Source organism: Brucella intermedia LMG 3301 (assembly GCF_000182645.1).
Taxonomy (GTDB): domain Bacteria; phylum Pseudomonadota; class Alphaproteobacteria; order Rhizobiales; family Rhizobiaceae; genus Brucella; species Brucella intermedia.
This window is the reverse complement of sequence record NZ_ACQA01000001.1, coordinates 1,938,697-1,957,228: the sequence shown is the minus strand read 5'-3', so window position 1 is coordinate 1,957,228 and position 18,532 is coordinate 1,938,697. Positions and strand designations below refer to the sequence as shown.

Below are 18,532 nucleotides of genomic sequence, written 5' to 3'. Positions count from 1 at the left end.
GCCCTACTGCCCTACTGCCCTACTGCCCTAATCGGCTATCGAAACCACACCGCAATCCCCGGCCTCCGAGCCGAAGACGAGGCGGTGGCCGTGCTCGTCCCAGCCCATGCTGGTGATTGCGCCCTTGCCGGGGCGGCGCAGGAGGACTTCCTTGCTGTCGGCGAAACGTGCGATCAGGATCATGCCGTCATTATAGCCAATGGCCACAATGTCCTCGACCGGGTGGCAGGCAACCGATGTCACCATGCTGTCGCCGCGAAGGCCAAGCTCCAGCGGAGCCTTGCCCATCGGGCCGTCCTTGCCCGCAAAAGGCCAGACGATTGCCGCAGGCGCGCCGGAAGTGGCGAGCCACTTGGCCTTGGCGCTCCACGACCAGTCCTTCACCTTGGCCGGATAGCCGGTCATGCGCATGTGCTTGGTATCTTCGAGACGCCAGCCATGCAGCGCATTTTCCTGCATCGAGGTGATGAGGAAGCGGCCATCGGGCGAGAAGATCACGCCGATATGCGCGCCTTTCCATTCCAGTTCGACGGGCTTTGCCGCCGTGCCGGTCCAGATCAGCGTTGCGCCGTTATAGCGTGCAATCGCCAGCCGCTGGCCCTTCGGCGCAAAGGCGATGGCTTCGACGCTGCGTTCCTGCGCAAATTCCTGCACCTTGCCGTCGGACGTGCGCACCCACGCTGTGCGGCCGGACGCAAAACCGACAGTTCCGCCGGGGCCTGCTGCGACAGCGGTCATCCATTTGCGCGGAACCTTTGCAAGTTCGCTCACCGTTCCATCGACGTCGGTACGGCACACGCGACCGTCTTCGCCGCCGGTGATGAGCGACTTTCCATCAACGGAAACGGTCGCGCTCAACAGTCCGTCATGGGCGGCAGAGGTCCTGCTTCCATTGTTGAGCTGATGGATCGCGCCATCGGCCATGGCGAAGAAGGGAATGCCGCCGACAAAGCGCGCATAAAGACAATGACCTTCAAGGTCGAGCGGAGCTACTGTAGGCATCGGCTTCCGGTATTGTTTATTGATGAGGGCATTTCCAGCAAAGCTTTGGAGCGGTTACTGGAAATGCGCAAGATGAAACAGGAGGCGCTCCCGGTTCGGTCCGAACCGGAGGCTTATTTCGCCTGGCTGTTCTCGAAACCGGCCTTCAGGGCGGCGGGGTCGAGTTCGCGTCCGATGAAGACGAGGCGGCTTTCACGCTTTTCGTCTTCCTTCCAGGCGCGCTGGTGATCGCCTTCGATGATCATGTGCACGCCCTGCACCACATAGCGGTCCGGGTCGTCCTTGAAAGCGATGATGCCCTTGAGGCGCAGGATGTTCGGTCCCTGCGTCTGGGTGATATTCTGTATCCACGGGAAGAATTTCGCCGGGTCGATTTCACCCGCCCTCAGCGATACCGACTTCACCGTCACATCATGGATCGGCGAGGCGTGATCGTGGTGGTGATGATGGTCATGATCGCAATCAGGGCCGCATACATGGTCGTGGTCGTGGTGATGATCATGGTCGTGATCATGCGCATGGTGATGGTGTCCATGATGGTCATGATCATGGTGATCGTGATCGCAGTCGGGCCCGCATACGTGGTCGGGATGGTCGTGGTCGAGGAAATGCGGATCGTTGTCCAGAACGCGCTTGAGGTCGAATGCGCCGCGATCCAGCACCCGGTCGAGCGGGATGGAGGCGCGCTCGGTGCGGTGGATGATGGCGTGCGGGTTGATGGCGCGCACGGTCGCCTCGATGGCGGCCAGTTCCTGCGGCGTGACAAGGTCGGTCTTGTTGATGAGCACCACGTCGGCAAAGGCGATCTGGTCTTCCGCCTCGCGGCTGTCCTTCAGGCGCAGCGGCAGGTGCTTGGCATCGACAAGGGCGACAACCGCATCAAGGCCGGTCTTGGCGCGCACGTCGTCATCCATGAAGAAGGTTTGCGCGACCGGAACCGGGTCGGCAAGGCCGGTGGTTTCGACGATGATGGCGTCGAAACGGCCCGGGCGGCGCATCAGGCCTTCCACCACGCGGATCAGGTCGCCGCGCACGGTGCAGCAGATGCAGCCATTGTTCATTTCGTAGATTTCTTCGTCCGACTCGACGATCAGGTCGTTGTCGATGCCGATCTCGCCGAATTCATTGACGATGACGGCATAACGCTTGCCGTGGTTCTCGGTCAGGATGCGGTTGAGAAGGGTGGTCTTGCCCGAACCCAGATAACCCGTCAGGACGGTCACGGGGATGCGGCCAGCTTCAGTGGTCGTCTTGGTTTCAGACGGAGCTTCGGTTTGGGCTTCAGCCTGGCTCATGGTCATGCCTCTTGAAGTTGTGGCCTTGTGAAGTCGGGGTCAAGGGCAGCCAGCGCGAAGCGGCACGGCACCAAAACCCCGGATAGGACAATTCATATAAGGGAAGGGCGGCGTGAATGCCATATGCAATGCTATAATATTACATTCTCGTCGTTCACGATGATGGCAGTGGCTTTTCCCGAAGCTTGCCGTATGCAGACGTCAGATCTCACCCCTTTAAAGAAGTTTCCGATAGAAGATCACCCGCTCCGTTTCATCAAAACCCAGCGCCGTGTGAAAGCTCTGGCTGTCCCGGTTTTCAAGCAGAACGTCGGAGGCAAATTCGGTGCAGCCTTTCTCCCGGCCCCAGTTTGCGATTGCCTCGCAAAGCAAGCGCGCGGTGCCACGCTGGCGATATTCGGGAGACACGTAGATTCCCTCGAGGAACAGGACAGGCGATGTCTCGCAGCCGTTGACATAGTCGCGCCGCAACGCTGCCTCCGCGAAGCCTGCGATCTGACCGCCAGCGCTTTCCGCGATGAATGTTACGGCATCGGGGTCATCCTGATCGAGCGTCTCGTAAATCTCCTGCAGATGCTGCTCAAGGCTGGTATCGGGCCAGAGCGCATGGCGCAATTGCGCCCATGCCTCGGCATGTTCTCTTCGTGCGACGAGCGTGCCCATCCCGATATATCCGGGCTCAGCTCGCCTGACTGGCGAGACGTTGCGATTTGAACCGGGCGAGATCGAACCTGTCGACATCGCGCAGCAGGTCGATGAAACCGGCGACCGCGTTGGCGATCAGCTTTTCCCCGGCTTCCGCGGTTGCGGCGGCGGCGTTGCCGGCAACGCCTTCCGGGTTGAGATCGTGCATCTTCCAGCCGAAGGCATGCGGGCCATAGGCGCGCAGGAACCTGAACTCCTCGGCATAGCGTGACTGGGCATTGGAGAAATTGCGCGCCTTCGACATGTCCACCAGATCGGGGCGCAGGGCCAGCATCACCGATGTCTCGATGAAGCCGCCGTGAATGTCGAGCGCTTTCTCCTCTGGCGTGATCAGGCCTTCCGGCAGGCCGAAGCGGGTCCAGCTCGTGGCAACGGCAAGCATGTCGAGCCGTGTGCGCAGCTCTGTGGCGACAATCGTCATCAGGGGCGAATTTCCGCCATGCGCGTTCAGCATGACCAGTTTGCGGATGCCGCCCGCGTGAAGGTTTTCACCGATGCCGATCCACTGGTTCACGGCCTCGGCATAGGCGAGGCTCTGGGTTCCTTCCGTGTCCATGTGCTCGATGGAATAGCCGACCGGCTGGGCGGGCAGGAAATTGACGTTGAGGTCGGCGGGCAGCGCATCGCTGACGCGCGCGACAATGCCTTCGGCGATGATCGTATCCGTTTCAAACGGCAGGTGAGGCCCATGCTGTTCGTGAGCGCCAAGGGGCAGGACGACAATCATGTCGCTGTTTTGCTCGCGCAGATCGGTCATGTTTTCCTCGCTTTATTCTTTTCTTCGAGCCTGAGACCCTAACGCTCGTTAGCCATGACAGCAACCGGGCCTTGTTGTTTCATAAGTCGGACAATATTTTACGATATATGAATGGACGGGACTATCGATCAGGCGACAGGAAATAGTTTATTTTGAACAGGCACCTCGTCCGAAACCGTTTCGCTTTTCGGGGATGTGCTCCAAAGAAACAAGGGCGAGGTGGCGATGAGCAAGGACAATAAGGCGGTTGTACTTTACCGGCTGCAATCCGTGGCAAGGCTGTCGCGGACGGTGCTGGCCACGCGGCTTCTGGAGCAGGGTCTCTATGCGGGGCAGGATGCGGTCATGCTGCAACTGGCGGCCGAGGACGGGCTGACGCCCGGCGTTCTGGCGCAGCGCCTGGGTGTGCGTCCGCCCACCATCACCAAAACCATCGCACGCCTGCAAAGCCAGGGTTTCGTCGCCAAGCGCGCCTCGGAAACCGATCAGCGCCAGTCGCATATCTATCTCACGCAGGCTGGTCTGGAGACCATCAAGGCAATCGAGAAGTCCATTCGCAAGACCGAGAAGGACATGCTGAAAGGCCTCGACAAGAAGGATCGCAAGACCTTCCTCAAGATGCTGAGCCGGATGGAGAGCAATCTTGCGCTTCGTGGCGTCGTGCGCCTTGCGGAAGAAGCGGAAACGGAAGCGCTGGAAGAGGACGAGGTGGAATAAGTCCGCCCTTTCTCCAGCTCTAACTATTTGTTTTGACGCGCATCTTGGCGGGAAACCGTGAAACACTTTTCAGGTTGCGTGCTATCGAAAATGCTTCCAATTCAAGGATGGCAATGGCATAACCGTTCGCAGGACGAACGGTCGCGTCCTGCCTTGTCAGGTTGCGGCTGCGTCTCCGACTGCGGCACGGACCAATTGGGGGAGGCGACTTGGCCCAGAAAATAAAGCTATCGACCATCGCTGACGCGCTTGGTGTTTCGACAGCCACAGTTTCGCTCGCTTTGCGCGACAGCCCCCTCGTTGCCGACCAGACCCGCGAGAAGATCAAGGAACATGCCCGCGCCATCGGTTATATCTATAACCGTCGCGCTGCGAGCCTGCGCACCTCGCGTTCCGGCATTGTCGGCGTCGTGGTGCATGACATCATGAACCCGTTCTTCGCGGAAATCCTCAAATCCATCGAAACGGAACTGGACCGGTCGCGGCAGACCTTCATCCTGTCCAACCATTACGACCAGCTGGAAAAGCAGCGCACCTTCATGGATACGCTTTTGCAGCTCGGCGCGGACGGGGTCATCATGTCGCCCGCCATCGGCACCCCGCCGGAAGATATCCAGCTTGCCGAAGATAACGGCCTGCCGGTCGTGCTGATCGCGCGCAGCGTCGAGGGTGTTCATGCGCCGGTTTTCCGGGGCGACGACGCCTATGGCATCGGCCTTGCCACCAATCACCTGATTTCGCTCGGGCACACGCGCATCGCCATGATCGGCGGCACCGACCAGACCTCGACGGGCCGCGACCGCTATCGCGGCTATGTGCAGGCCATGGAAAAGGCCGGGCTTGAGGTTCGTCCCGACTGGCGCATCGCCGGGCCGCGCACGAAGCAGGGCGGCTTTGAGGTCGCGCCGCAATTTCTGGCGCTGAAGGACAAGCCGACGGCGGCGGTCTGCTGGAACGACCTGACGGCCATCGGCCTGATGAACGGCATTGCCCGCGCCGGGCTGGTGCCGGGCGAGGACATTTCCGTGACCGGCTATGACGATCTGGAGGAAGCCGCCATTGCGACGCCAGCGCTGACGACCGTCTGGAACGGCCAGCGTGAGGTGGGGCGCCGTGCGGCGCGCGCGCTGCTCGACCAGTTGAACGGCGTCGAGGTGTCCTCGATGCAGGAACTCATCAAGCCGGAACTGCATATCCGGCAATCGACGTCCAAGCCGAAACACGGCTGATTTCCCCCGCACCGGCTGTCTTTCAGGGGTCGGTTTTCTTTACGCATTATCCTAAGCAAAACCGCAGCGCACTTTTGCTGGAAATGCTCTACGCATGAGGAATGCCATGACAAAACGCGACGCGACAATTCTGGTGCTCGGCAATTTCGACGACTATGCCGTGCAGAGGCTTTCGGGCGAGTTCAATGTCCAGCGTATCGCGCGCGGCGACACGGCGCTTCTCGATGCCGCCTGGGCGAAAGACGTGAAGGGCATCGCCAGCATGTCGACCGTCGATGCGGCGCTGATCGACGCCTTGCCCAATCTCGAAATCATCGGCAATTTCGGCGTCGGCTATGACGCGGTGGATGCGAAACATGCCGGTGCGAACAATGTCATGGTCACCAACACGCCGGACGTGCTGACCGAGGAAGTGGCGGATACGACCATCGGCCTCCTGATCGACACGGTGCGCGAATTGTCGAAGTCGCAGGAATTCCTGCGCGCCGGCAACTGGGTGAAGGAAGGCCGCTATCCGCTGTCCCGGCTTTCGCTGCGTGGGCGCAAGGTCGGCATTTTCGGCCTTGGCCGCATCGGCAAGGCGGTCGCCCGGCGCATCGAGGCATTCGGCCTGCCGGTTGCCTATCACAATCGCCGCAAGTCGCCGGATGTCGCCTACGAATATCATCCGAGCCTCAAGGAACTGGCCGAAGCCGTCGACACGCTCATTCTGGTAGCGCCGGGCGGCGCGGAAACGGCCAAGGCCGTCAATGCGGACGTGCTGAAGGCGCTCGGACCGGAAGGCGTGCTCGTCAATATCGGACGCGGTTCGGTGGTGGATGAAGAAGCGCTTGCCGAAGCGCTGCAGAACGGAACGATTGCCGCTGCCGGTCTCGACGTCTTCGCAAACGAGCCGCATGTGCCGCAGGCATTGCTCGATGCGCCGAACACGGTTCTCCTGCCGCATATCGGCTCCGCCTCGGTCCGGACCCGCCGCGACATGGCCAATCTGGTGATCGACAATCTCATCGCGTGGTTCGACACTGGTGAGGCGCTGACGCCCGTGCCGGAGACGGGTCACGTTAAGGGAGTAAGGGAGTAAGGCAGTAGGGGAGTAGGTAAAGGAGGCACTTGAACAGACGTTTCAGCCTGACTAGCCTATTCCCCTATTCCCCTATTCCCCTATTCCCCTATTCCCCTATTCCCCTATTCCCCTAATCTGCGTCGGCGCACTGCATCGCCGAACGCCTCGAAGATCTTGCGGGAAGGGGCATCGGAATGCACCCAGTATTCCGGGTGCCACTGGACGCCGACCACAAATCCCTTCGCATTCTTTACCGAGACGGCTTCGATGGTTCCGTCTTCCGCAACGGCTTCGACCTCAAGCTGCGGCGCAAGCCTGTCGATCGCCTGCCGGTGGACGGAGTTCACCCGCACGCTGTCTTCCTTCAGGATTTCCGCGAGGCATGAGTTGGGGTTCAGCTTGATCGGATGCTGGATGGCGAAACGCTCCGCCTGGCTTTCCGATTCCGGCGCGCGGTGGTCCATCCGGCCTTCCAGCTCCTGGATTTCGGTGGCGAGCGTGCCGCCCAGCGCGACGTTCAGTTCCTGTATGCCGCGGCAGATGGCCAGAACCGGAACGCCCTTTTCAATGGCGGCGCGGATCAGCGGCAGCGATGTCGCGTCGCGGGCATTGTCATAAGGCTCGAAGGCCGGATTCGGCTCCACGCCGTAAAGGGCAGGGTGAACGTTCGATTTGGAACCGGTGACGAGAAGGCCGTCCACCGCATCCAGAATGGCGTCGAGGTCCATCCGGTCGCCGAAGCTCGGCACCAGAAGCGGGGTCACACCCGCAACATCGATGGCGGCTGCCAGATATTGTTCCGGCGCGGCGTGCCAGGTGTAGTTTTCAAATGGCTTCACATCAGTCGGTACGGCGACGAGAGGGCGAGAAGTCTTGGGCATAGGGTTCGTTTCCACCATTCGGAATATGAAGCGGCTTTGCGTGAGGTAATGCCTAGAAACAAAGATAAAGGGCATTCCCAGCGGTCCAGCTCGAACTGGAAATGCCCTGTTTGCTCTGTTCCTTACTTCTCCGCAATGGCGCGCGCAATCACGAACAGGTGTCGTCCTGCGGCTCTACGATAGGTCTTTTGATTGTGCCTTCTGTGTATTGTGTTGATTTGGACTGATTTTTACGGTCGAAGATGGTTCAAATGCTGCTTCCGATAATCTAGGAATGAATAAAGACGGATTGGCAGTTGAGGGGATGAATGACTGACGATCAGCTTTTCTCCGTCAGGGGCAAGGTCATTGCCGTGACGGGTGGTTCTTCAGGGTTGGGCCTCAGGATGGTCCATGTGCTGGCAGGGCACGGTGCGCATGTGATTTCGATCTCGCGCACCCATGCAGGGGAAAGTATTTGCCCGTCGGGCGGCGAAGTGCTGGAAATCATGGCGGATGTGACCCATCCGGATGAAATCGTCCGTGCTTTCGATGAAGCGGAAGCGCGTTTCGGACCGATTACGGCGCTTTTCAACAATGCCGGCGTTGCGCATATGGCGCGCGCGCTCGATACGACGCGCGACATGCTCGAACATATTTTCGAGGTGAATGTCGCCGGTGCCTTTTTCGTGGCGCAGGAAGCGGCGCGCCGCATGATCCGGCATGGCGAGGGCGGCTCCATCGTCAACACGACCAGCATTCTGGGCGAGCGTCCGCAGAAGGGCGCTGCCGCCTATTCCATGTCCAAGGCCTGCGTGACGCAGATGACGCGGGCGCTGGCGCTGGAATGGGCCGCGCACGATATTCGCGTCAACGCGATTTCGCCGGGCTGGTTTCCAACGCGAATCAATGAAGAACAGTTGCAGGGACCGGCAGGGGGCTACTTCAAAGGGCGAAACCCGATGCGGCGCCTTGGCGAGCCGCAGGATCTGGACGGGGTTGTGCTGATGCTGGCCTCCGACGCCAGCCGCTATATGACCGGTTCGATCATCACCGTCGATGGGGGGCACCAACTCTGACAGAGTTGGGAAGCTTCTTGCGGTTATTTCCCGCCGCGAGACCTTGGATGGCAGGATTTTTCTCTAAAAGGCGGGACTCTGGCGGCAGAATATCCATCGTGACTAATCTGGATTAATTCTCCGCAACGCGACAACTAACCTGCGCTGTTCTCCAATTATGGCTGTTTCAGTAATATTAGGACAACTAAAACAATACATGCCTCTGGTTGTAATTGCCGGACGGGGGTTGTGCGTCTATGGTTTTCCTTAAAAAACATCTGAATACATCTTATGGTGGTCGGCATGACAGCTTGTGGTTTAATATCCCGAAAGATATTTTTAAGTCATTGGTGCGATATTGCTGCCCCATACAAGGGATTAAATGCATCGAATGTGGCAAAGCCGTAAACCTGAGATACCTGCAGATGTGCGGCTATCTTTTCTCAGAGCGCTGTATGGTAATCGTACGACGCTCTGGTTCGGCTTGCTCGCGCACGTTGTAGCCTGTGTCGTCATCTATGTGAAAACCGACGACTGGCGCTATCTGATGTTTGCCGGCGTCTTCGCCATCGTGGCGGTCGGCCGCATCTTCGACATGCACAAGTTCGATCAGGCAAGGCAGCAGCCGCTTTCCCATGCCGATCTCGACCGGTGGGAGACGCGCTATCTGATCGGCGCATCCGCCGTGTGCCTGACGCTCGGCATGTTATGTTTCTTCTCAAGCTTCGTGCTGCGGGATTCCTTCGCCGAACTTGCCAGCCTGACCGTGCTGCTTGCCTCGGTCGTTTCCATCGTGGGCCGCAACTATGCTTCGGCAAAGGCCGTCATCCTGATGTCGGCCTGCACGCTCCTTCCCGTTCTGGCCGGACTCATTCTGGCGGGGACGCCGTTTCACGTCATCATCGGCCTGCTGCTGATCCCGTATTTCCTGTCCAACATCCAGATGGCCAACGGGTTGCGCGAATTTCTCTTCGCGGCGGTCATGGGCAAGCGCCGCCTGTCCATCGTGGCCGGGCGTTTCGATGCGGCGCTCAACAACATGCCGCAGGGCCTCTTGATGTTCGACAGCCAGCAGCGCATCGCCGTCATCAACAACAAGGCCAAGGCGATGCTGCAGATTGCCGAGCATACCAAGCTGCATGGCCGCAAGCTCGATGTCCTTCTGCGCTATTGCGCCAAGAAGGGGCTGTTTCCGCAGACCGACCTGAAAAGCGTGCATGTGCGCATGCAGGACCTCCTGATCGGCAAGCGCGCCCGCGACATTTTCCAGCTTTCAAACCAGCGTTATATCGAATGCATCGGCAACCAGACCCTCAATGAAGGGGCGGTCCTGATGTTCGAGGATGTGACGCAGCGCGTGGAAGCGGAAGCGCGCATCCAGCATATGGCGCGCTATGACGGCCTGACCGGCCTGCCGAACCGCAATTATTTCGAGACCATGGTGCGGTCGCTGCGTCCCCATCAGAAGAAGGGAACGCAGGTTGCGCTCATCGTCATCGACATCAACCATTTCAAGCATGTCAACGACACGCTGGGGCATCATACGGGCGATGTGCTGTTGCGCCTGTTCGCCGAAAGGCTGAACTCGCTCGATCCGCAGCGCTTCGTTGCATCGCGCTTCGGCGGCGACGAGTTCGTGGTGTTTGTCTTCAACCTGCGCGGCGAGGCCGATATTGCCGGGGTGATGGACCACATCATGGCGGTGGCGACCGGGGTTTACGATCTCGACGGCGATCAGGTCCAGATCGATATCAGCGCGGGCGTGGCGATAGAAAATGTCGAAAGGTCCGATGTCGGCAGCATGCATATCAATGCCGACCTGGCGCTTTACGAAGCCAAGAGCACGGAAGAAAAATCCTGGTCGGTCTTCGTCGATGCGATGGACACCAAATATCGCGGACGCCAGAAACTCAAGGCGGATCTGCGGCTCGCCATCAATCACGGCGAGATCAAGGTCGTCTACCAGCCCATCGTCAGCGCGCAGTCCCTGCGCGTTGTCGCATGTGAGGCGCTGGCGCGGTGGGAGCACCCGGAGCTTGGCTTCGTGCCGCCTGCCGAATTCATTCCGCTTGCCGAGGAAATGGGCATCATCACCGACATAACCCGCTTCATGCTGGAGCAGGCCTGCGCCGACTGCCTGTCATGGGGCGACCGCATCGGCGTTTCCGTCAACCTGTCGGCCATCGACCTGAAAAGCAACGACATTGCCCGCGATATCGCCAATGCCTTGCAGAAATCCGGGCTTCCGGCGCATCGGCTCGAGGTGGAAGTGACGGAAAGCGCCATCATTTCGGACCGCAACAAGACGTCGATGGTGTTGCAGCGGCTCAAGAATGCCGGGATCAATATCGCGCTCGACGATTTCGGAACCGGCTATTCCAGTCTCAGCTATCTCAATACATTGCCCCTGACCAAGGTGAAGGTCGACCGCTCCTTCGTGCGCGACATCACCACCGACCGGCGGTCGCTGATGCTGCTTCGCGGCGTCACCCAGCTTTCGCACGAGCTGGGGCTCGGCGTGACGGTCGAAGGTGTCGAAACCGAGGAACAGCTTGCGCTGATCCGCGTGGCGGCGGGCGCCGATCTCGTCCAGGGCTATCTGCTCGGCATGCCGGTGCCGATGGAGGCAATCAGCGCCATGACCGCGAAGGCCGCAGCGCGCCGCGATGGTGGGCGAACCGTCGCCTGAGCGGGCTTGCCCATTGCCGCCTTTCAGGCGGAACACTTCAGAAAACAGGAAATGAAGCGGCTGCGATTCCGCCTGATCGTTCGGGCTGAATCTTTCAGGCTTAAACGCCCCGCCAGATCGCCCCCGCCAGTCGCCCCACTTGAACCGTTCGGGCGCGTGCCTTGCAAGGTGAGGGCTGCGCTGCAAAAGCGCTTTACCCGGTATTCTCCGCAGTGCATTGCAGCGGTTCATTTATAGTACACATAAATCTGAATAAATCTGAATAATAGGGATATTCTTCCGGGGAGCTATCATGCTCATAATAGATTGGAGGAGTGAATATAAGTATTCATTCATGTGCTTATAGAAAATATATTCGGCTCAATCTTGTTGTTTGAGGGGAGGCTAATGAAACGATTGTATCGTTATACTTTATACGTTCTGGTCGCATTGGTTGTTGTTGCCGGTGTCGGCACGGCGGTCTTCTGGAAGAAAATCCATGAAACCTGGGCCGTCTATCAATATGCCCAGATGTTCAAGGGGCCGGAGATTTTTGAAAATTTCCGCAATGTCTACAAGCGTTATCCGTCCGTGCGCATTCCGCATGAAGGCGAGGTCAGCCCGCTTGCCAAGGCGGAGCAGCCCCTGCCGGAAACTTTCGTCTACAAGGGCGAAACCCGAAAGATTTCCGACTGGCTGGAGCGCGGCGGCACCACCGGCCTCATCGTCCTCAAGGATGGCGTCATCGTCCACGAGCAATATGACCACGGCAACAGCCAGGCCACCCAGTCCATCGCATTTTCCGTTTCAAAATCAGTCGTTTCCTTCCTTATCGGCAATGCCGTCCGGGATGGCCTGATCGATATCGGCCAGCCGGTCGACCGCTATGCGCCGGTGCTGGCCGAAGGCGGCTACAAGGGTGTGACGGTCAAGAACGTGCTGCAGATGGCATCCGGCATCGGCTTCAACGAGAACTATGGCGATCTCAATTCCGATATTGTCCGTTATGCCGTGGAGCTTTTGACCGGCTCGATCACGAATTTCACCGCGCATCTGAAAAGCGTGCGTCCGCAAGGAACGCTTAGCCAGTACGTTTCGTCGGATACGCAGGCCCTCGGGCTGGTTCTGGAAGGCGCGACGGGCATTCCCTTGCAGGATTACATGAAGGACAGGCTCTGGTCGAAGCTTGGCGCCGAAGCCGATGCCTTCTGGATCGTCGACCCGACCGGGGAGGCTGCCGCAGCAGGCGGGATGAATGCCGTGCTGCGCGATTATGCGCGGTTCGGGCTGCTCTATCTCAACGAAGGCCGCAACTTCAAGGGCGAGCAACTCGTGCCCGCGCAGTGGGTGCATGATTCGGTGACGCCGGATGCGCCCTATCTGATGCCCGGCCGCGAGGATGCGTTCGGCAAGATTCCGTTCGGCTATGGCTATCAGTGGTGGACGCCGGTTGACTGGCAGGGCGATTTCAGCGCTGCCGGCATCTATGGGCAGTTCATCTATGTCAATCCCGCCAGGCGTGTGGTGATTGCCAAGACCTCTGCCCATGCCAGTTACAATGTCGATGGGCAGGATATGAAAGACGAAACCATGCATGCGTTTCAGGCGATCGCCAACGCACTTTGAAGAGCCTTTTTCAAATTAAGGCAGAACCCTGAAATGGCCCGTAATCGGGCCATTTTGCACTTTTTGCCGGATATTCCTGCGTAAAAGCCCACCTCAATTGTGGCGAACGAACGTTCATTGTGCGGCGACAAAAAGGCAGGGCACAAAGTTATATCTTTACATGCTGATAAAGGCGCATATTCTGCACACTGATTTGCGGGGTGCGGAAAAATCGATTGCATGACGAATACAGCTGTTACAGGCGATAAACCGCCATTGTCCAATTTTGCGCGGCAGCTGTTGCAGTTTCTCGACCGGGTGGAATATCGCCGTATCGTACATGCGGAGGACCTCGAGGAAATCGGCCGCCTGCGCTATCGTTCCTACCGCACGCGCAATGTGATGCACGAGGCGGAAGTGCCGTCCATCGTCGATGATATCGACCGTGACAGCCATGCTTTCGTCTATGGCGTGCATGTGGATGGGCAACTGGTCAGCACGCTGCGCATCCATCATATCACGCCCGATCATCGTCGCGGCACGAGCTATGCGCTTTTCCCGGATATCCTCGACCCGCTGCTCAACAGCGGCATGCATTTTGTCGATCCGACCCGCTTTGCCGCCGATCCGGAACTGTTGAGCGAATATCCCGCCATTCCCTATATCACCTTGCGCATCGCGGCGATGGCGTCGGAATTTTTCGCGGCGGATCAATGCCTTGCCTCGGTGAAGCCCGAGCATATGGCCTTTTACAAGCGCATTTTCGGCACTTCGGTCATGGCCGATGCCCGCGAGCATGAAGGCTATGGAATCAGGGTGGGGCTCGGCGCTGCACCCATCCGCAATATCCGCGATGCGGTGGCCGTGCGCTTTCCGTTCTTCAAGTCGCAGCCGCATGAGCGCCGCGCCATGTTTGCCGACATGCGGGACAGTTCCGTGCCGCTGACAATCCTGCCGACGGCGAAATATACCGGACTCGGCATATAGGAATCTGAAAACATCGCCGGAGCTTAAACAATTAAATATAGCCAGAAGGGCAGTTTCGCTTTACGAAGATTGCGGAACCGCTTCTGCGGAGAGAGGGTAGCTGCGACGAAAAGCCTTGCGGTCAATGCATTGGTTTGTTCGCTCGCACATTGAAGATTGCAGGCATTTCCGCTTAACATGACGGTGTATGGGCGGAAATTTTAAAGCGTGTTGCGCTTTAATCTTGTTTTCACGCATGTCTTTGTCCCAAAACCGGTTCCCACTATTGGGAGACATGCTTTAAATGGGTGGAACTAAAATGGCAGAACATCATACGACGGCTCCGGCTGAACTTGGCGCACCGATGGACTATTCCGAGCATGAGAAAACTTATGCCGGTTTCACGGGCCTGGTTAAATGGAGCACGGTGGCGCTTATCGCCCTTATGATTGCCATGGCGTTCGGCTTTTTTGCTGGTGGTTTCTTCTCCGCGACCGTTCTTTTCATCCTAGTCTGTGTCGCTGCCTGGTTCATTCTTTCGTGACCACTGCCGCCGGATTTCAGCTTCCGGCGCAGTATCGTTGAACTGAAGCGCGAACCGGGGTCAACCCGCACGATTTGATCGAATGCCTTGGCATGGAATACCGTGCCGAGGTTTTATGCATGTCTATAGTTCAGGTTATTTGAACGGGCTTCGCCCCGGAAGCTCGTAACTGTGCATGACCGGAATCAATCCCGGAAGAACGCCACGAAAGGGAAACCAGCTTGGCCCAGACGTTATTTATCCCGAAAGAAAGCGACCCCAATGAAAGCCGTGTCGCGGCGTCGGCGGAGACGGTGAAGAAATTCATCGCGCTCGGTTTCGATGTCGTGGTGGAAAAAGGCGCGGGCGAGAAATCGCGCATTCCCGATGCCGAGTTTACCGCAGTCGGTGCCCGCATCGGCACGGTGGCGGATGCGAGAACGGCGGATGTCGTCCTGAAAGTGCGCCGCCCCTCCGATGCGGAACTGAAAGGGTATAAATCTGGCGCGGCGCTCTTCGCCATGCTCGATCCTTACGGCCATGAAGATGCCGTTGCGGCGCTTGCCAGAGCTGGCATTTCTGCCTTCACGATGGAATTCATGCCGCGCATCACCCGTGCGCAGGTGATGGACGTATTGTCTTCGCAGGCCAATCTCGCCGGTTATCAGGCGGTGATCGACGCGGCGGAAACCTATGACCGCGCCATGCCGATGATGATGACGGCGGCTGGCACCGTGCCTGCCGCCAAGGTGTTCGTGATGGGGGCAGGGGTTGCCGGTCTTCAGGCCATTGCAACGGCCCGTCGCCTTGGGGCCGTCGTGACCGCCACCGACGTTCGCCCGGCTGCGAAGGAACAGGTCGCCTCGCTTGGCGCGAAATTCATCGCGGTCGAGGATGAAGAGTTCAAGGCAGCGGAAACCGCTGGCGGCTATGCCAAGGAAATGTCGAAGGAATATCAGGCGAAACAGGCGGCACTTGTTGCCGACCACATCGCCAAGCAGGATATCGTCATCACCACGGCGCTCATTCCGGGCCGTCCGGCACCGCGGCTGGTATCGAAGGAAATGGTCGCTTCGATGCGCCCCGGCTCGGTGCTTGTCGATCTCGCGGTCGAGCGCGGCGGCAATGTCGAAGGCGCTGTCGCTGGCCAGATTGCGGATATGAACGGCGTCAAGATCGTCGGCCATCTCAACGTTCCGGGCCGCATTGCGGCAAGCGCCTCGCAGCTTTACGCGCGCAACCTGATCGCCTTCGTCGAAACGCTGGTCGACAAGGAAACGAAGCTTCTGAAAATCGATCCGGAAGAAGAGCTGGTGAAGGCGACGCTTCTCACCCATCAGGGCAAAATCCTCCATCCGGCTTTTGCCAAGGCTGAGGCTGCGCCTGCTGTAGCCACGCCCATTGTTGCAAAACCGGCTGCAAAACCGAAAGCCGCACCGAAGCCCAGGGCTGCAAAGGCAGAAGTCGTCGGCGATGCAGCGAAACCTGCTGCCCCGAAAACGGCGAAGGAAACGGCGAAGAAAGCGCCTGCAAAAGCACCGAAGGCTGCTGCAAAGTCTTCTTCATCCCCCAAGTCTCCAGTTGATGGAGGAGAGGCATAATGGCCGAAACTAGTCTCGATAAAGCTCTTGAGAGCCTGAACCAGGCCGCAGACGCCGTGCGTCAGGCCGCGGAAAATGCGGGCGGTCTGGGCGATGCGGCGGCTGCTGCCGCGCATGCCGCATCGGGCGGCGCAATCGACCCGTTCGTGTTTCGCTTCGCGATCTTCATCCTGTCGATTTTCGTCGGCTATTACGTCGTCTGGTCGGTCACGCCCGCGCTGCACACGCCTTTGATGGCCGTGACCAACGCCATTTCATCGGTGATCGTGGTGGGTGCGCTGCTGGCCGTCGGCCTGTCGCTTTCCGGCTGGGCAACCGGCTTCGGTTTCATCGCGCTGATCCTTGCCAGCGTCAACATCTTCGGCGGCTTTCTGGTCACCCAGCGCATGCTCGCTATGTACAAGAAGAAGGACGGACGATGAGAATTCTCTCCAGATTTGTCCTTTACGTCATGCTTCTCGCCAGCCCTGTTTTCGTCGCGCAGGCGCGCAGTCTGACGAGTACCGAGAAGCAGAAACTTGAAACCACGGTCGTGGACTTCAACAAGGCCATGCGGACGGGCGATTACGACATCATCACGAAGACCATTCCTCCACGCCTGATGGAATTCTACGCCAAGCAGGCGAATATCGACGTCGATACGTTGCGCGGCGTCATGGTGGATATGACCAAGGCGTCGATGGCGCTGGTGAAGATCGAGGATTTCGACATGGACTTCTCCGCCGCCGCGACGCACGAGCTGCCGAATGGCGAGCCTTATGCGCTAATCCCGATGGAGACGGTCACGGCGTCCGGGTTGACCGGCAACAAGATGGTGGTCAGAGGGGACACGCTGGCCATGCTGGATTCAGGTGACTGGTATCTGGTCCGCGTCAGTGAAGCGCAGCAGATCGCAATTCTGCGGCAGGTCTATCCCGAATTTGCGTCTGTCGAATTTTCCAGCGAAACCATGGAGGCTGTGAAGTAGTCATGAGCGTCAATCTCGCAGCCTTCCTTTATCTCGTCTCCGGCGTGCTGTTCATTCTGGCGCTGCGCGGCCTGTCGCATCCCACGACCAGCCGTCAGGGCAATATGTACGGCATGATCGGCATGGGGATTTCCATCCTCACCACATTGTTGCTGGCGCGTCCGAGCTTCGGCGGTCTGGTCCTGATCGTCATCGGCATCGCCATTGGCGGCGGCATCGGTGCGATCATCGCGCGCCGCATCGCCATGACGGCCATGCCGCAGCTTGTTGCCGCCTTTCACTCGCTGATCGGTCTTGCCGCTGTTCTGGTGGCCGCTGCCGCGCTTTATTCGCCGCATTCGTTCGGGATTGGCGAAGTGGGCCAGATCCACGGTCAGGCGCTGGTCGAAATGTCGCTCGGCGTCGCCATCGGCGCGATCACCTTCACCGGCTCGATCATCGCCTTTTTGAAGCTCGATGGACGCATGTCGGGCAAGCCCATCATGCTGCCGGGACGCCATGTCATCAATGCGGCTCTGGCCGTGGCGATCGTGCTGCTGATCGTCGTGCTCACCAACACGGAAAGCCATTTCGTGTTCTGGCTGATCGTGCTGCTGGCGCTTGCCTTCGGCGTGCTCATCATCATTCCGATTGGCGGCGCGGACATGCCGGTTGTCGTGTCCATGCTCAATTCCTATTCGGGCTGGGCTGCGGCAGGCATCGGTTTCACGCTCGGCAATCTGGCGCTGATCATCACAGGCGCGCTGGTCGGCTCGTCCGGTGCGATCCTCAGCTACATCATGTGCAAGGGCATGAACCGCTCGTTCATCTCGGTCATTCTCGGCGGCTTTGGCGGTGATACATCCGCTGCCAGCGGCGGCGAGGTGGAGCAGCGTCCGGTCAAGCAGGGTTCTGCCGACGATGCGGCCTTCATCATGAAGAATGCTTCCAAGGTCATCATCGTGCCGGGTTATGGCATGGCCGTGGCACAGGCCCAGCACGCGCTACGCGAAATGGCCGACAAGCTCAAGGCGGAAGGCGTGGAAGTCAAATATGCCATCCATCCGGTCGCGGGCCGTATGCCGGGGCACATGAACGTGCTTCTGGCCGAAGCCAACGTGCCTTATGATGAAGTGTTCGAACTGGAAGACATCAATTCGGAATTCGCGCAGGCCGATGTTGCCTTCGTGATCGGCGCGAATGACGTCACCAATCCGGCGGCGAAGACCGATCCGAAGTCACCGATCTTCGGCATGCCGATCCTCGATGTCGACAAGGCTGGCACGGTCCTGTTCATCAAGCGCGGCATGGGTTCGGGCTATGCAGGCGTGGAAAACGAGCTGTTCTTCCGCGACAACACCATGATGCTCTTTGCCGACGCGAAGAAGATGGTGGAGAGCATTGTGAAGGCGCTCGATCATTAGGTCTTTGATATTCGGGTTCTGGCGGCCTGCAAATGGCGTGGTTCTGCGCTTCCGGTGCTCATGTACTTTAAGTACACTCCGCTCCGGTTCTCGAACCTCACCATTTTCGGCAC

General features: G+C 58.9%; 17 protein-coding genes. 12 read left to right on the top strand and 5 right to left on the bottom strand.

Features of this window, described 5'->3' with window-relative positions; all coding sequences use genetic code 11:
- Window positions 1–27 precede the first annotated feature (27 nt).
- The 4 genes from OINT_RS09345 to OINT_RS09330 form a co-directional block, all read right to left on the bottom strand.
- Window positions 28–1,002 carry a WD40 repeat domain-containing protein gene (locus OINT_RS09345; protein ID WP_006467558.1) on the bottom strand — a complete coding sequence of 325 codons (975 nt, stop codon included), beginning with the start codon at window positions 1,000–1,002 and terminating at the stop codon, window positions 28–30.
- Between the two features lie 113 nt (window positions 1,003–1,115).
- On the bottom strand, window positions 1,116–2,297 hold the full coding sequence (locus OINT_RS09340; protein ID WP_031346844.1) for a CobW family GTP-binding protein: 1,182 nt from the start codon (window positions 2,295–2,297) through the stop codon (window positions 1,116–1,118).
- Window positions 2,298–2,513: 216 nt separating this feature from the next.
- Entirely contained in the window at window positions 2,514–2,960 is a 447-nt protein-coding gene (gene aac(6'), locus OINT_RS09335; RefSeq protein ID WP_006471201.1) for an aminoglycoside 6'-N-acetyltransferase, read from the bottom strand.
- Between the two features lie 16 nt (window positions 2,961–2,976).
- Window positions 2,977–3,759, bottom strand: a complete 783-nt coding sequence (locus OINT_RS09330; RefSeq protein ID WP_006467556.1) for a creatininase family protein — start codon at window positions 3,757–3,759, stop codon at window positions 2,977–2,979.
- A 225-nt stretch (window positions 3,760–3,984) separates the two neighbouring features.
- On the opposite strand from OINT_RS09330, the gene OINT_RS09325 reads away from it, so the two are divergent.
- The 3 genes from OINT_RS09325 to OINT_RS09315 all read left to right on the top strand — a co-directional run bounded on the left by OINT_RS09325 (window position 3,985) and on the right by OINT_RS09315 (window position 6,786).
- Complete coding sequence (locus tag OINT_RS09325) at window positions 3,985–4,476, top strand: MarR family winged helix-turn-helix transcriptional regulator (protein WP_006471200.1); 492 nt, start codon at window positions 3,985–3,987, stop codon at window positions 4,474–4,476.
- A 209-nt stretch (window positions 4,477–4,685) separates the two neighbouring features.
- Complete coding sequence (locus tag OINT_RS09320) at window positions 4,686–5,705, top strand: LacI family DNA-binding transcriptional regulator (protein ID WP_006471199.1); 1,020 nt, start codon at window positions 4,686–4,688, stop codon at window positions 5,703–5,705.
- A gap of 106 nt (window positions 5,706–5,811) precedes the next feature.
- Complete coding sequence (locus OINT_RS09315; protein WP_006471198.1) at window positions 5,812–6,786, top strand: 2-hydroxyacid dehydrogenase; 975 nt, start codon at window positions 5,812–5,814, stop codon at window positions 6,784–6,786.
- A gap of 104 nt (window positions 6,787–6,890) precedes the next feature.
- Here the strand turns inward: OINT_RS09315 and OINT_RS09310 are convergent, their stop codons facing one another.
- A complete protein-coding gene (locus OINT_RS09310; RefSeq protein ID WP_006471196.1) occupies window positions 6,891–7,649 on the bottom strand; it encodes a gamma-glutamyl-gamma-aminobutyrate hydrolase family protein in 759 nt (252 codons plus the stop codon).
- A gap of 308 nt (window positions 7,650–7,957) precedes the next feature.
- Here OINT_RS09310 and OINT_RS09305 point away from each other — a divergent pair, with 308 nt between their 5' ends.
- The 9 genes from OINT_RS09305 (at window position 7,958) to OINT_RS09265 (ending at window position 18,419) form a co-directional block, all read left to right on the top strand.
- Window positions 7,958–8,707, top strand: a complete 750-nt coding sequence (locus OINT_RS09305; RefSeq protein WP_006467551.1) for an SDR family NAD(P)-dependent oxidoreductase — start codon at window positions 7,958–7,960, stop codon at window positions 8,705–8,707.
- Between the two features lie 370 nt (window positions 8,708–9,077).
- A complete protein-coding gene (locus tag OINT_RS09300; protein ID WP_039852753.1) occupies window positions 9,078–11,375 on the top strand; it encodes a putative bifunctional diguanylate cyclase/phosphodiesterase in 2,298 nt (765 codons plus the stop codon).
- Window positions 11,376–11,762: 387 nt separating this feature from the next.
- Window positions 11,763–12,980: a serine hydrolase domain-containing protein gene (locus OINT_RS09295; RefSeq protein WP_006471192.1), complete on the top strand. Its 1,218-nt coding sequence runs from the start codon at window positions 11,763–11,765 to the stop codon at window positions 12,978–12,980.
- A gap of 219 nt (window positions 12,981–13,199) precedes the next feature.
- Window positions 13,200–13,946, top strand: a complete 747-nt coding sequence (locus tag OINT_RS09290; protein ID WP_006467548.1) for an N-acyl amino acid synthase FeeM domain-containing protein — start codon at window positions 13,200–13,202, stop codon at window positions 13,944–13,946.
- A 298-nt stretch (window positions 13,947–14,244) separates the two neighbouring features.
- Window positions 14,245–14,469, top strand: a complete 225-nt coding sequence (locus OINT_RS09285; RefSeq protein WP_006471190.1) for an aa3-type cytochrome c oxidase subunit IV — start codon at window positions 14,245–14,247, stop codon at window positions 14,467–14,469.
- Between the two features lie 221 nt (window positions 14,470–14,690).
- Complete coding sequence (locus OINT_RS09280) at window positions 14,691–16,049, top strand: Re/Si-specific NAD(P)(+) transhydrogenase subunit alpha (protein ID WP_006467546.1); 1,359 nt, start codon at window positions 14,691–14,693, stop codon at window positions 16,047–16,049.
- On the top strand, window positions 16,049–16,471 hold the full coding sequence (locus OINT_RS09275) for a proton-translocating transhydrogenase family protein (RefSeq protein ID WP_006467545.1): 423 nt from the start codon (window positions 16,049–16,051) through the stop codon (window positions 16,469–16,471). Before OINT_RS09280 ends, OINT_RS09275 begins: the two co-directional genes overlap by 1 nt.
- The gene (locus OINT_RS09270; protein ID WP_006467544.1) at window positions 16,468–17,016 is read left to right on the top strand and encodes a hypothetical protein; all 549 of its coding nucleotides are present in this window, start codon (window positions 16,468–16,470) and stop codon (window positions 17,014–17,016) included. Before OINT_RS09275 ends, OINT_RS09270 begins: the two co-directional genes overlap by 4 nt.
- 2 nt (window positions 17,017–17,018) lie before the next feature.
- Window positions 17,019–18,419 carry an NAD(P)(+) transhydrogenase (Re/Si-specific) subunit beta gene (locus tag OINT_RS09265; RefSeq protein WP_006467543.1) on the top strand — a complete coding sequence of 467 codons (1,401 nt, stop codon included), beginning with the start codon at window positions 17,019–17,021 and terminating at the stop codon, window positions 18,417–18,419.
- Window positions 18,420–18,532: the final 113 nt, after the last annotated feature.